Below are 14,065 nucleotides of genomic sequence, written 5' to 3' on the forward strand. Positions count from 1 at the left end.
AAGCATCCTAGAAAGATGCTTTTAACCGATATATTTTATTTCCTTGAGCCGAGAACTTATTCTCATATTCAGTACGTATGTTCTCAGGAGGCTCATCAGCATGAAGATCCAGGATGACTTCTTCAAATGCCATTCCATAATTGTTCATGCTTCTCAGGCTGAACTCGAACAGATTCCTGTTATCAGTCTTGAATTCAACGTAGCCTTCCCTGTGCATTATTTTTCTATATCCATCAAGGAACCCTTCATGGGTAAGCCTTCTCTTCTCATGTCGATTTTTCGGCCACGGGTCGGAGAAATTGAGATATATCCTTTCCACTTCCTCTTCCCCGAAATATTCTTCCAGCTTACGGGCATCCAGAAGGACAAGCTTGATATTATCAAGCTCCTGTTCCTTCACCTTCTCGACTACACGGATCAGAACATTTTTGTCGAGCTCGATGCCGACGTAGTTTATTCCAGGGTTTCTTTTAGCCATTTCTATGATGAAGCTCCCCATTCCAGTACCGATTTCCATATGAATCGATTGCTTTGAAGGGAAAAACCCTTGAATATTTCCTGCATAGGACGAATCCGTATCCACGATATGCCCATGTTCGTTCAGAAAATCCATAGCCCATGGCTTATTACGCATCCTCATTATATACCACCTGTTACCGATTCTTATAAAACGTGACTCTATATGAAGCGGTCCCTCTCTATCACTTTGTTCAAAAAGATAATCCAGTCGTTCATGTCCTTAAACCGCTTATGGTCCTCATACCACTGGATCATAGTGATCGCCTGGACCAGAGTATACCACTTCATACGTTTCTTTAAATCTCTATTGAGCGGTTTACCATAACCCTCAAGCCATTCTTCCCAATCCTCCGGCTCCACATAAGTATACAGCAGCATCCCGAGGTCGATGGCCGGATCGGCTATCATCGCGCCTTCCCAGTCCACCAGATAAAGTTCATCCTGTTCAGACAGCAACCAGTTATTATGGTTGACATCCCCGTGACACACTGTGCAGAAGGATTCATCAATCTTTGGCATTTCATTCTCCAGATATTGAATGGCCGTCCGCACAGTATGATGGGCATTCACCTTAGGTGAAAGAGACGTTTGAATCTTATTGAGGAGGAGATCCGGCAACATCGGTTTCATGCCCAATTTTTTCAGCATGGTGCGGAGAGGATTGGATGAGTGTATCTTACTCATCAATAAAGCGACCCTCTCCGAGCACATTTCATCACGAGTCAGCTCCCGGCCATTCTTCCAATGCTGTGCCGTCACTACTTCGCCGGTCTCTATTCTTTTTGTCCAGACCAGCTTCGGAACGATGCCTTCAGCAGACAACGCAGCAAGGAAAGGGCTGGCATTTCGTTTCAGGAAGAGTTTCCTGCCATCCTGTTCCGCCTTATAGGCTTCACCGGAGGCACCACCGACGGGGTCTAGTGTCCAGCCGAGCTGATAGAAATGCTCCAAATTCCACACCTCTTTTCATCATCAAAGAAAAAAGCGCTAAATATTCAAGAATAAGATAGCGCAGATTTCTGTTCGTGTTATAAATTTTATAGTGTTTCTTCGGTTATTTCAAGAACTATCGTCGAACCGATTTTGATAACTGGATGTCCGGCACCTTCAAATCCATACAGTGCAAGCGTTGAAGGAATAAAAAATAATTAGAGTAATTTTTCCGTTTAACATTATTTGGACATGTTTAATTTTTGGGTCTTTTTTTGAAAGGTTTCTTGGATTCGCATCGTCATCGGACCTTTACTTCCTTCACCGATCGTCTGTCCATCCACTCTGCCTACCGCCAGCACTTCCAAAGTTGTGCTTGTAATGAATACTTCATCAGCTGCAGCGAGGTCAGCCAATGTAAAACTTTCTTCTTTTACTGGAATCTCCAATTCACCAGCTATTTCGAGTACTGAAAGTCTGGTAATGCCATTCAGTATTAAATTGTCCGCTGGATGAGTATATAAGACACCCTCCTTGACGATGAATACATTCGTTGAGGTTCCTTCCGTAACGATGCCATTGCGGTGCAATACCGCTTCTTTGGCCCCCTGCTCTACAGCACGCTGTTTTTCCAGTACATTCGGCAGCAGGTTGAGGCTTTTGATATCACACTTCAGCCAGCGGTAGTCTTCAGATGTGATGATGGCCGCTCCTTCTTTACTATGTGCGGCAGAGCCTTCAATCGTATTCATATATGCCATAACTGCAGGAGGCGTGTTAACCGGGAAAGAATGGTTTCTGCGATCTATACCTCTTGATACCTGAAGATAGATATAGCCATTGCTTATTTGGTTCTGTTGCTGCAGCCCAGCTATGATCTCCATGATTTCATTACGTTCGATCCCTTTGATCCCTATCTTTTCAATACTTCTGAAAAGCCGATCGATATGTGCTTCAAGTGTATAGAAAACGCCATTGTAAAGTCGGATGACTTCATAAACGCCGTCCCCAAAATAAAATGCTCTATCATTATAGTCAATCGAAATGTCAGAATCTTGCTTGAATTCACCGTTATAATAACTAATTTTCATTCAATTCACCCTTTATACATATTCTATGCAACGCTTCCAGATAGATTTCAGTGGCCAATAGCAGTTCTTCTATTTTCATCCGTTCATTCTTCTGATGCATAGTATCTTCCGTATCATTGAACATGGCACCATATGCAACACCCTTCTCGAGGACTCTCGCATATGTACCCCCACCTATCGTGAATGGTTCGGAATCATCTTCTACATGGTTGCGGTATGTATCTGTAAGTATTTTAACTAGAGGATCATTTTTATCCACGTAGTGGGGAGGCTGAAAGTCGACATCTTCGACAGTAAAGCCTTGTTCCATGATCTCCGCATCCAACTTTTCCACACTTGCTTCAAAATCGAGGCCTTCGGGATATCTCAGATTGACACCAAAGACGCCGCCATCGACTTCGGTATAGTTGATCATTCCGACATTGACGCTCGTCTCCCCGAGTTCCGGATGGGAGGCATCCATGCCGAGTAATGAACCATCGGTGCTGTTGGCCAGTCTTTCAGTGGCAAAACTTACGAAGCTCTCCGCATTATCATCCAGATTCAATCTCGATAGGAAGTCAAGCAGTATAAGTCCGGCGTTGACTCCTGCTTCTGGTGTAGACCCATGCGCACTTTTTCCTTGGACCCCGAGCTTCAGGAATCCGTTATCCACTTCATAATTCCCTTCTGCCTCAGTTTCGCGTAAAAAGTCTTCAAACGACTGGATCACTTCACTCATGTTCTGGAGCACTTTGAGTTTGGCTTCCGCATCTTCAGGCACCATATTATATCTCTCGCCTGAAATCAGAACCTTCAATTCGATGTTCGGCTCAGTTTCATCAACCTGAAGATTCTTTTGTACAAGATTGAATGTAGAGATGCCCTTTTCCCCATGTATAAGCGGAAATGCAGCATCCGGCGCAAACCCTGCCTCAGGCATCTCTTCTGACTTGAAATAGGCTTCTGTACATTTCCAATCGGATTCCTCATCAGTGCCGATGATTAGACGTGTCCGGTGTTTGAAGGGCAATTCTTGTTCATTGAGTATTTTCATTGCATAATAGGCAGCCATTGTCGGCCCTTTGTCGTCCTGCACGCCACGCGCGACAATTGTGCCATCCACGACTTTTGGCGTGAACGGATCGGAATCCCAGCCGCTACCCGGCGGAACTACATCAACATGCCCCAATATTCCAAACAGCGGCCCTTCCTTCCCTGCTTCGATATGTCCCGCTATCGAATCGACGGTCTTAGTCAGGAAACCATCCCTCTCACCAAGTTCCATCATGTAGTCCAATGCCTGTTTCGGTCCAGTACCGACTGGTGCACCTTCTACGGCCTCTCCCTTTACACTTTCTATCTCAAGCAACCCTTTGAGATCATTGATCAGTGCTTCACTATGCGATTCTACTAATGATTTATAATCCATCGATGACAACCCCCATAAAATATGACGCAATCTTTAGCTTAATGATAAAGAAAAGGAACCACAAAAACAAGGGGACACGTGTATATCACGCGTCCCCGTTATTATTACTTATTTTTCTTTTTTGATTGTAGACCTTCATCTGTGACGACGTGGATATTATGGTTGCCGTCCATCTCACCTTCGTCTTGTACCACATCAACATCTTCCTCGTCTTCTAGCCCTTCAATCACTTTTGCTTCATCCTTATTCAACTCACCGTGACTGACATCGTCCTGCAAATGTTCCTGCGGATGGATGCCGCCTTCTGAAATCCACTCATTGTTCATCTGTTCGTCTGTCAGCTGACCTTCTGCATCCATTCTGTCAGGTTTTGTGGAGTGTTCACCGGAAACACTACTTTTGCCCTGGCTTGCAGAAACCTTGTCACTATCATCTGAACCATCGTCTGAACTTGCTGATTCATCTTTGTTCATTCTTGATTTGGCTTTCTCCTGCGCTGACTGGGCATATCCTTTAGGATCTTCTTTAGCTTTCTCGATTTCGGATTTTGCCCGCTCCTGATATTCAGCAGCTTGTTTATTCACTTTTTCCTGTACATTTTGAGCGTAGCCTTTCGGATCTTGTTTCACCCGATCATATTCACTTTTCGCTCTTTCCTGGTATTCTCCAGCCTGTTTTGAAAGTTTGTCCTGAACATCTTGGGCATAGCTTTTAGGATCTTCTTTCACTTTATTGTATTCATTCTTCACTGCATCACGGTTTTCTTTCTTGGAAAGTTGTTTGGCAGCTACCGCCAGGCCAAGCATAGCTGCAACTTTCAGCAATCCACCTGTTTTTCTAGCCATTTAAAACACCTCTTGTCATATTATTTTGTAGTTGTCTACTGATTGATATTTACCCATTGGCATATTTGTTAAACGTTTCTCAACAAAGCAATTTCATTTTCTTTGAGTCGCCTGTATTCTCCAGGTTCTAAAGTCTTATCCATCTCCAAGACGGCAAAGGAGCTGCGCTCAAGGGCAATGACCTCATTTCCCAGGTAGCCGAACATTCTTTTCACCTGATGGAACTTGCCTTCGGTGATCGTCAACTCAACGACCTTCTCAGACAACCTATGTGCTTGAGCCGGAGCGCTCGTAAAATCTTTCAGAGGTATCCCTTCCCTGAGCAGCTCCAGGTCTTTTTCCTCCGGTACTTCTGACAATGTTGCGATATATGTCTTGGGTTGTTTTTTCTTTGGACTCAAAAGAGTGTGGGCGAGTTTGCCATCATTGGAGATCAGCAACAGACCGGTTGTATCTTTGTCGAGTCTTCCTACTGGAAAGAGTTCTTCTTTTTGCGGGTGATCGATCAGGTCGATAACAGTTGACGTGGCACCTTCTTCAGTGGAAGAAATGACACCTGAAGGTTTATTCAGCATAAAGTAGATGTACTGTTCGAGCTGGATTGTTTCTCCCTCCATCTCGACTGTATCTTCGGTTGAAACGGATGACTTCGGATCGGTTACCACTTTGCCGTTGACTGCGACATGTTTTTTTCTGATGAATCTTTTAACATCATTCCGACTGCCCACGCCGGCATTCGACAAATACTTGTCGAGTCTCATTTATAACACCTTCAATCTTTTGCGAATCTTATCTGCTCTACTTCCCAGTATTTCATCAGCCAGGCCGGTTCTGAAGGATAGTATCATATAGACTATTCCCCCCACCGGAACTGCGACGGCCATGATGATGATGGAGTTGAGTTTCTGCTCAACCTCGGTATTCAGGATGAAAATATAGTATACAACTTCGACTGCGAGAAGCATCACGAGACTGTAGACCATTATTTCCACCAGTGGTCTGAACAACGTCCTCAAGCTGAACCCACCGTGCTTTCTGATGATGTAGAAGTTGATTGCGACACCAATGCTAAGCGCTATGCCGGTGCCCATGACGGCTCCGACCGTGCCGAACTGCATTATAAGCGGAATATTGATTGCCGCCTTGATGGCAAGCATCGTCAGAACGACATAAAGCGTCAGATTCTGTCTATCGATGCCCTGAAGGATGGAGCATGTGATTGTGAATAATGAAATGACGATGCTGACCGGTGCATAGAACATCAGAATCTTAATGCCCATTTCATTATAGCTGTAGAACGAAGTATACAGTGGTGCTGCCAGGATCATCATGCCGATTGCTGCAGGTACTGCAAAGAACAGCAACATTAAAACCATCATCTTGATCTGGTGGTGTACGCCTTTCAAATTGCTCTGATGGTAGTTTTTCGTGATGAACGGCAAGATCGTAATAGCAAATGCAGAGGCAAAGGCCGTCGGAATCATGACGAGTTTGTGCGTCGTCAAGTTCAGCATGCCAAACCATGCATCATGAAACTCTTCAGGTACCCCTCCAAGGGCAAGACCATTATTATGGGTCAACTGGTCGATGAATAGAGTAAGTGGGATGCTGATGCCGACTATGATGAATGGAATACCGTATCTGATGATTTCAGAGTACATTTCCTTATATGAGAAATCATAGTCCGTCTCATCCGACTCGACCATTTTTTGGATATGAGGCTTTCTTCTGCGCCAAAAGAACCACAGTGTCGCCAGTGAACCAAGTCCCCCGATGAATGCTGCAAACACTGCAAGTTCATTGGCCGTCTGTACAGATCCACTCCAGACGTAGAGTACAAGAGAAGAACCGATGAGCAGGAAAGCGATCCTTAAGATCTGTTCGACGACTGCAGAGGCGCTTGTTGGTCCAAATGACTCGAACCCTTGGAAAATACCACGCCAAGTCGCCATGAATGGGATGATGATCACCGCAACGCCCACGACCCTGATGATGCGGGTGATATCTTCGGTAGACCAACGATGCTCACCATCACCGGCAGCAAGCGTCTGCAGTTCTGCAATATAGGGTGCCGCCATGAAAAGAATTAAAAAAGCGATGAACCCTGACGCCATCATGACGATCAGACTTGACCGGTATAACTTCTGGCTTGTGGCATACGCCCCTAATGCGTTGTATTTGGAGACGTACTTGGACACTGCCCCCGGCACTCCGGCTGCAGCAATAGACAGCATGATTGTGTAGGGCGTATACGCATAACCGTAGAGGGCAAGATTTTCTTCCCCGCCCATAATGCTGTAGAATGGTATCAGGTAAAGCATACCAAGGACTTTCGTGATGACTGTCGCGATAGTGAGCAGAAATGTTCCGCGCACCAGCTTATTTGAATCAGACATTTTATAACCCTCTTATTTTAAGAATAATATTCATTATAATCGAAAGCATAACAGTTTTAAACAAAAAGGAGAACAACAGATGTACCAGACAGTTGTAATAGGCGGCGGTGTGAGTGGGCTCATGGCGGCATTCGCCGCTTCCCAGACCCAAAAAAAAGTGCTGCTGATCGAGAAAAATAAAACTCTCGGAAGAAAGCTGCTCATTTCGGGGGGCGGCAGATGCAATGTCACCAACCGCCTTCCCTATGAGGAGATCATCAAGCATATCCCCGGTAACGGCAAATTTCTCTATGGGCCCTTCTCTACATTCGATAATGAGAGCATCATCGAATTTGTCGAAACCAGGGGGGTGGCGTTAAAAGAAGAAGACCACGGACGCATGTTTCCGAAAACGGACAAGGCAAAAGACATACTGCAAGTATTTCTGGACGCCCTTGAACGAAACGGTGTGGAAATCATGACTGAAACGATCGTAGATGAAATCATATCCGACAACAGTACGGTGCAGGGAGTCAGACTCACTGACGGCCGTACCATGAATGCCAGGTCAGTCATTGTAACCACAGGCGGCAAAAGCGTACCGCACACTGGCTCCACTGGTGACGGGCACCGCTTTGCAGAACAGGAAGGCCATAAAATCACTGAGCTCTTTCCGACGGAAGTTCCCATCACTTCTTCGGAACCTTTCATAAAATCAGGTGCGTTGAAAGGGTTAAGCTTGTCGGACGTCGCCCTTTCTGTGCTGAAAAAGAACGGCAAGCCGCGGGTGACCCATCGTATGGATATGATCTTCACCCACTTTGGCATCAGTGGCCCGGCAAGCCTCAGGTGCAGCCAGTTCGTCCATAAAGAGCTGCAGAGCCAGAAGTCAGAGACCATAAAAATGTCGATCGATTTCCATCCCGATGCAACTGTCGGCCAATTGAAGGAACAAGTGGAGCGTGCCATCAGGGAGAATCGGGACCGCTCCTTGAAAAACATCCTGAAGCCGCTCATGCAGGAGCGTATGGTAGTCTTCATGCTTGAATTTTTGGATATTGATGCAGCGCTGAGCGGCCATCATGTTTCCAAGGAAAATATCAATGCAATCATCCAGTTCCTGAAGCGTTTTGAGTTCGATGTAGATGGTACCCAGTCCATTGAAAAAGCCTTTGTGACCGGTGGGGGTGTAAGCCTCAAGGAAATCGTGCCCCAAACGATGGAAAGTCGTCTGGTGAAGGGGTTGTACTTTGCTGGAGAAGTGCTTGATGTCCATGGCTACACAGGCGGTTACAATATTACAAGTGCACTTGTCACGGGCTACGTCGCCGGCAACAGTACAGCACAATAGAAAACCCGCTTCCAAGGTATTTTGGAAGCGGGTTTTCTATTAATTGGCTACTATATTCACAAGTTTATCCGGAACCACGATTACTTTACGTACCGTTTTATCTCTGATCGCCTGTTGGACGTCATCGGATTCTATTGCAATTCGTTCCAGATCATCTTTTGAAGCGCCTGTTGGTACATTCATCTTCTGTTTCACTTTACCATTGACCTGAATGACGATTTCAATCTCTTTTTCAACAAGTTTTGATTCATCATATATTGGCCAATCTTCGTAGGCGATTGTAGTATCATATCCCATCTTTTCCCACAGTTCTTCCGCTATGTGCGGTGCGACCGGAGACAGGAGTTTGATGAAGCCTTCGACGAAATCCCTGTTTATCTGTTCTTTTTTATAGCCTTCGTTAACGAATACCATAAGCTGGGATATTGCCGTGTTGAAGTTGAGCGTCTCGTAGTCATCAGTCACTTTCTTGACTGTTTCGTGGTAGACCTTAGTCATATCGGCGGTTTCTCCATCGACTATGAAGTCCCTTATACTGCCATCCTCATCTATGAACAATCTCCATACCCGGTCCAGGAAGCGGCGGGCGCCATCCAATCCTTTATCACTCCAGGCAATCGACGCTTCGAGCGGCCCCATGAACATTTCATAGAGTCTCAGCGTGTCTGCCCCGTGGGAAGCGACGATATCGTCCGGGTTGATCACGTTCCCTTTGGATTTACTCATCTTCTCGTTACCTTCCCCAAGTATCATCCCTTGGTTGAAGAGTTTCTGGAAAGGTTCTTTAGTATTGACGACGCCGATATCGTACAGCACCTTATGCCAGAATCTCGCATACAACAGATGAAGTACGGCATGCTCTGCCCCGCCGATATATAAGTCGACTGGCAGCCAGTGCTCGATCTTCTCCTTGGAAGCCAGGGCGTCCGGGTTATGGGGATCGATGAATCTCAGATAGTACCAGCAGCTGCCGGCCCACTGTGGCATCGTATTCGTTTCCCGCCGGCCTTTGACACCATCTTCACGTGTGACGGAAATCCATTCTTCGTTGTTTGCCAACGGCGATTCGCCTGTCCCGGACGGTTTGATCTTCTCCATCTGTGGAAGGGTGAGTGGCAATTCATCCTCTTCCAGGACACTCATTGTGCCGTCCTCCCAGTGGATGATTGGAATCGGTTCGCCCCAATACCTTTGGCGGGAGAAGAGCCAATCATGCAGCTTGTAAGTCGTCTTCTGCTCCCCTACTCCTTTTTGCTCGAGGAGCTGGATTGCTTTTTTGATTCCTGCATCTTTATCCAGGCCATCCAACTCTCCAGAATTGATATGCAAACCGTCGCCCGTATAGGCTTCTTTTGAAATATCGCCGCCGTCAAGAACTGCTCTGACAGGCAGGTCGAAAGCATGGGCAAATTCGTAATCTCTCTCGTCATGAGCTGGTACAGCCATGATCGCACCTGTGCCGTAGCTCGCCAATACATAATCTGCAATCCATATCGGCATTTTTTCGCCAGAAAGCGGGTTTATGGCGTAAGCGCCTGTAAACACTCCTGTTTTTTCCTTTGCCAAGTCAGTCCGTTCAAGTTCACTTTTCATTGCTGCTTGTTCCTGATATGATTTGACCGCTTTAATCTGTTCATCTGAGCATATCTTTTCAATCAGTGCATGTTCAGGGGAAAGGACGGCATACGTCGCGCCATAGATGGTATCCGGGCGGGTGGTGAATGCTTCAAAGGATTCCTCGGTGCCGGCTATGTCAAAGCGTACGTTGGCGCCTTCAGATTTGCCGATCCAGTTGCGCTGCATGTCCTTTAAAGACTCTGGCCAATCCAATTCCTCCAAATCTTCGAGCAGTCGGTCGGCATATTCTGTGATCTTCAGCATCCACTGCTTCATCGGTTTTCTGACGACTGGGTGTCCACCGCGCTCCGACAACCCATCAATGACTTCTTCATTCGCCAGTACCGTACCGAGTGCCTCGCACCAGTTCACCGGCACTTCATCGATATAGGCGAGATCCTTTTTATAGAGCTGGATGAAGATCCACTGTGTCCATTTATAGTATTCCGGATCCGTCGTATTGATTTCGCGGTCCCAGTCATAACTGAAGCCGAGCTCTTTTATCTGACGCCTGAAATTATCGATGTTCTTTTCATTGAAGCTGCGGATATCATTCCCCGTATCGATGGCATACTGTTCAGCAGGCAGACCGAAAGCATCCCAACCCATCGGGTGCAGCACATTATACCCTTGCATGCGTTTCATCCTTGAGATTATGTCGGTTGCTGTATATCCTTCCGGATGTCCCACATGCAAGCCGGCTCCTGAAGGATATGGGAACATATCCAGCGCGTAGAATTTATCCTTCCCGATTTCATCCTCAGTTTTAAAAGTTTTCTGCTCTTCCCAGTATTGCTGCCATTTCTTTTCAATTTCTTTGTGGTTGAACGTCATGATAATCCTCCTTGAATATAAATAATCCCATGCCAATATAAGGCATGGGACGATCATATATGTATACGACCGCGGTACCACCCGCATTCACTTGATAGTGCAGCTCTTTTATACTACATGGAATTGATTCGTACCGGATGAGTTCCTATGCACGCATTGCCGGTTTGCAGCATCCACCGGCTCTCTGGAAATGATTATGCACAATACTAGTTCCTATACTTATAAATATAGATTATAAACCGCCAATAAGCAAGACGCAACCTCGCTATAGCCCCGTCCCTTCAATCATTAGAAGTTTTGTTTTTTTGTCTACTCCACCAGTATACCCCCCAAGCGACCCATCTGAGGCAATGACCCGATGGCATGGGATGATGATTGATATCGGATTTTTACCGTTCGCATTGGCTACTGCGCGTGAATAGGTTGGTCCACCGCAGTCGACTGCCAATTCCTTATAGCTTATGGTTTCGCCGTAAGGTATCTCGCTGAGCCGGCGCCATACTTTTCTCTGGAAGACCGTGCCGGAGCGGGTGATATCTACAGGCACTTCAAAAGTACGGCGTTCTCCTGAAAAATACTCTTCAAGCTCCGTTACACATTGGCGGATGACTCCGGACACTTCCGATAAATCCCCACCGACTTTCGGTCCATCAGCATGATCGAGTTCCACGATCACCCCATCTTCAGAACGAATTTTCAACCATCCTACTGGTGCATCCATAAAATAGATGTTTTGCATTTCCTTCACTCCTTATAGGTGATTTTGAATCCTTTATCATAGCGCTCTGCCACTTTGCGTAGCAGCCATATTGAAACCACTGCTGGTAATATGAGTGAACCAGCTACCAAAACTTGCCGGTCCACTCCAGTTGACCCGTCCATCAGCCCTGTAGCCACTCCTGTCAGCATAAGTACGACCACGAGGGAGAAGCTGATCATTACATTGCTTAGGGTATCAAGCCTTTTCCTCGGATTCCTATAGCTGACCACAGGGTTTTTGCTGCCTATCATCATGCCGATCGGCACTGCTACCAAGGCGGACAGCCATATCATGATGATTAGGAGGACGAGGTCCGCTGGCGTCGCTGGGGATAAGTACCAGACCACAGTGAAGGCCGCCATCATTACAGGTACAGTGGTCAGCAGAGTGAAAAGGTATTTAGAGACCGCAATGCTTGAGCCTTTAAGCGGCAGAGCTTTCAGCATGGCGAAATGTTCAGCATCACGCGCAGTATTATATGCTCCGACAAATAAAGACATCACCAATGTCCCTCCAACTGCCGATATGAGGATGTCGGTCATATCCAGAGTGCCCGCCTCGGTCTGCTTTGAGAATCCAGAGATGTATATTAGAAATAGTGGCAATAGATAATATGGCAATAGTACAGCCAGCTCCTTAAAGTCGCGCATTGTCACTTTCAAGTCTTTGCGCATCAGCGTAACGATTGGATGCATGACCTGCTCGTGTTTCGTTCCTGACTTCATTTTCTTGCCGGAATGACCGTAAAAATTCCAACCCCGGACCATCGCCCGTCTTGTCACATGGCTGGCTGATTTGGCCATTACGACCGCAAGCCCGACTAGAGACAATATGACTATGATGCTTTTTAATCCATCAAACCCGTAAAGGAACCCGTCGAATGACACAGGACTCCCAGGCATACTCTTCGTCCATCCTTCTATCGAATCCCCAAGAGCGAAGAAAGCGAGATAGACCAGTATGAAGGATGCAGCTCCTACGAATGAGAGTACCCCGCTGACCTTTTTGACTGGCAGGATATGGGCTGTCAGAAAAGTGCATAAATAAGCCAAGGATGTGATTACTACGCCTACTGCCAGAAAGTATACCGCGCTATTTACGAGCAGCATCCATTCCTCGAACCGAATGGCTAGGGCCACCCCCACTATCATGCCTATCGGCATAAGGATAATGGCCGCATGAAGAAATGCATGTTTGATGAACTTAGCCCAAAACAATTCCCCGGCCGAGATGGGAAAGGAGAGATACATCGGTACATTGGCACTTAAAATCATGTCCTTGATGATGAAATGTATCGACAGCAGAGTCAATATGACTATCGCGGCCAGCGACAGGATCATTATGTAACTGCTCAAATGATCCGTTTTCAGCGATAGCGTCAATGTAAAAAGTAATGATCCGAGCAACGGTAATGGCAGAAGCATGAATAGAAGCGCCATGATGATGTATAAAATCACCTTTGTTTCTCCCATTGACTTCCAATAGTTGAAGGCAGAACGCATTTCAGTTTTAAGTATCAGACGAATCATCGTGTGCCCTCTCCATCAGTCAATTCCAAAAAGATATCTTCCAATGTCGCGCCAACCGCTTCCTGCTTCAAGGAATCGAGCGAACCATGGGCACGTTTCTTCCCGTTATATATAATCAATATATCCGTGGCAATCTCTTCAGCAAGGGAAAGGTTGTGGGTCGTCAGGAAAACCGTTTTGCCGCTCTTTACGTACTCCATCAAGTATTGCTTGAGATTTCTGTTGCTTTTAGGATCGAGCCCCACGGTTGGTTCATCCAGAAATAGGACATCCGGCTGATGGACCAAGGCACCGACGAGAGCCAACTTTTGTTTCATGCCATGGGAATATTCTTCTATCAAGGTCCCGAGAGCGCTTTCTAGGTCAAACAGTTCCAGCAGTTCCTGTTTTCTTTCCATAAATACAGATTGCTCCATACGGTAGGCACTCGCTATAAAATTCAAATACTCATGGCCATTGAGCCTGCCTATCAAGTCAGGGGTATCCGGCACATAACTGATACGCTGCTTTAGCGCAACCTTATCGAGGCGCATTTCCTCACCAAATAGCTCAACTGAACCCGATGAGGGTTCGAGCAGGCCCGTCATCATACGGATGGTTGTGGATTTGCCGGAACCATTCGGGCCTATGAACGCAAACAGCTCGCCATCCCCCACTTCAAAATCGAGGTCTGTCACTGCATTATGTGCGCTATAGTTTTTATTCAACCGCTTTACTTTAATCATAGAATCTCCTCATCGTCCACACTCTGGATTAATAATTCCATCATACCTCATCTACGCCCTATGATAAACTTTGCATTT

General features: G+C 46.2%; 12 protein-coding genes. 1 reads left to right on the forward strand and 11 read right to left on the reverse strand.

Going from position 1 to position 14,065, the window contains the following annotated elements:
* Positions 1–7: 7 nt before the first annotated feature.
* From trmB to ACZ43I_RS07310, 7 genes are all read right to left on the reverse strand, one after another.
* The gene (gene trmB / locus ACZ43I_RS07280) at positions 8–640 is read right to left on the reverse strand and encodes a tRNA (guanosine(46)-N7)-methyltransferase TrmB (protein ID WP_344702547.1); all 633 of its coding nucleotides are present in this window, start codon (positions 638–640) and stop codon (positions 8–10) included.
* A gap of 38 nt (positions 641–678) precedes the next feature.
* Positions 679–1,470: a phosphotransferase family protein gene (locus tag ACZ43I_RS07285; protein ID WP_344702545.1), complete on the reverse strand. Its 792-nt coding sequence runs from the start codon at positions 1,468–1,470 to the stop codon at positions 679–681.
* 221 nt (positions 1,471–1,691) lie between these two features.
* A complete protein-coding gene (gene dat, locus ACZ43I_RS07290; RefSeq protein ID WP_344702543.1) occupies positions 1,692–2,540 on the reverse strand; it encodes a D-amino-acid transaminase in 849 nt (282 codons plus the stop codon).
* A complete protein-coding gene (gene pepV / locus ACZ43I_RS07295; protein ID WP_344702541.1) occupies positions 2,530–3,951 on the reverse strand; it encodes a dipeptidase PepV in 1,422 nt (473 codons plus the stop codon). Before pepV ends, dat begins: the two co-directional genes overlap by 11 nt.
* A 104-nt stretch (positions 3,952–4,055) precedes the next feature.
* Positions 4,056–4,796, reverse strand: coding sequence for a hypothetical protein (locus tag ACZ43I_RS07300; protein ID WP_344702539.1), 741 nt, complete (start codon positions 4,794–4,796; stop codon positions 4,056–4,058).
* A 68-nt stretch (positions 4,797–4,864) separates the two neighbouring features.
* Entirely contained in the window at positions 4,865–5,557 is a 693-nt protein-coding gene (locus tag ACZ43I_RS07305) for a pseudouridine synthase (RefSeq protein WP_344702537.1), read from the reverse strand.
* Complete coding sequence (locus ACZ43I_RS07310; RefSeq protein WP_344702535.1) at positions 5,558–7,192, reverse strand: putative polysaccharide biosynthesis protein; 1,635 nt, start codon at positions 7,190–7,192, stop codon at positions 5,558–5,560.
* Between the two features lie 79 nt (positions 7,193–7,271).
* Between ACZ43I_RS07310 and ACZ43I_RS07315 the strand changes: the two genes are divergently transcribed.
* Entirely contained in the window at positions 7,272–8,522 is a 1,251-nt protein-coding gene (locus ACZ43I_RS07315; protein WP_344702533.1) for a BaiN/RdsA family NAD(P)/FAD-dependent oxidoreductase, read from the forward strand.
* Between the two features lie 39 nt (positions 8,523–8,561).
* Here the strand turns inward: ACZ43I_RS07315 and leuS are convergent, their stop codons facing one another.
* From leuS to ACZ43I_RS07335, 4 genes are all read right to left on the reverse strand, one after another.
* Complete coding sequence (gene leuS, locus ACZ43I_RS07320) at positions 8,562–10,973, reverse strand: leucine--tRNA ligase (protein ID WP_344702531.1); 2,412 nt, start codon at positions 10,971–10,973, stop codon at positions 8,562–8,564.
* Positions 10,974–11,238: 265 nt separating this feature from the next.
* Complete coding sequence (locus ACZ43I_RS07325) at positions 11,239–11,712, reverse strand: methylated-DNA--[protein]-cysteine S-methyltransferase (RefSeq protein ID WP_344702529.1); 474 nt, start codon at positions 11,710–11,712, stop codon at positions 11,239–11,241.
* 5 nt (positions 11,713–11,717) lie between these two features.
* Positions 11,718–13,262 carry a hypothetical protein gene (locus ACZ43I_RS07330; protein ID WP_344702527.1) on the reverse strand — a complete coding sequence of 515 codons (1,545 nt, stop codon included), beginning with the start codon at positions 13,260–13,262 and terminating at the stop codon, positions 11,718–11,720.
* Positions 13,259–13,987, reverse strand: coding sequence for an ABC transporter ATP-binding protein (locus ACZ43I_RS07335; protein WP_344702525.1), 729 nt, complete (start codon positions 13,985–13,987; stop codon positions 13,259–13,261). The genes ACZ43I_RS07330 and ACZ43I_RS07335 overlap by 4 nt, the downstream gene beginning before the upstream one ends.
* Positions 13,988–14,065: the final 78 nt, after the last annotated feature.

This window comes from Salinicoccus jeotgali, from assembly GCF_055379195.1.

Excerpts from the sequence above, each read along its gene's own strand:
- trmB (WP_344702547.1), bottom strand. The coding sequence starts at position 640 with ATGAGGATGCGTAATAAGCCATGGGCTATGGATTTTCTGAACGAACAT.
- dat (WP_344702543.1), bottom strand. The coding sequence starts at position 2,540 with ATGAAAATTAGTTATTATAACGGTGAATTCAAGCAAGATTCTGACATT.
- pepV (WP_344702541.1), bottom strand. The coding sequence starts at position 3,951 with ATGGATTATAAATCATTAGTAGAATCGCATAGTGAAGCACTGATCAAT.
- ACZ43I_RS07300 (WP_344702539.1), bottom strand. The coding sequence starts at position 4,796 with ATGGCTAGAAAAACAGGTGGATTGCTGAAAGTTGCAGCTATGCTTGGC.
- ACZ43I_RS07305 (WP_344702537.1), bottom strand. The coding sequence starts at position 5,557 with ATGAGACTCGACAAGTATTTGTCGAATGCCGGCGTGGGCAGTCGGAAT.
- ACZ43I_RS07310 (WP_344702535.1), bottom strand. The coding sequence starts at position 7,192 with ATGTCTGATTCAAATAAGCTGGTGCGCGGAACATTTCTGCTCACTATC.
- ACZ43I_RS07315 (WP_344702533.1), top strand. The coding sequence starts at position 7,272 with ATGTACCAGACAGTTGTAATAGGCGGCGGTGTGAGTGGGCTCATGGCG.
- leuS (WP_344702531.1), bottom strand. The coding sequence starts at position 10,973 with ATGACGTTCAACCACAAAGAAATTGAAAAGAAATGGCAGCAATACTGG.
- ACZ43I_RS07325 (WP_344702529.1), bottom strand. The coding sequence starts at position 11,712 with ATGCAAAACATCTATTTTATGGATGCACCAGTAGGATGGTTGAAAATT.
- ACZ43I_RS07330 (WP_344702527.1), bottom strand. The coding sequence starts at position 13,262 with ATGATTCGTCTGATACTTAAAACTGAAATGCGTTCTGCCTTCAACTAT.
- ACZ43I_RS07335 (WP_344702525.1), bottom strand. The coding sequence starts at position 13,987 with ATGATTAAAGTAAAGCGGTTGAATAAAAACTATAGCGCACATAATGCA.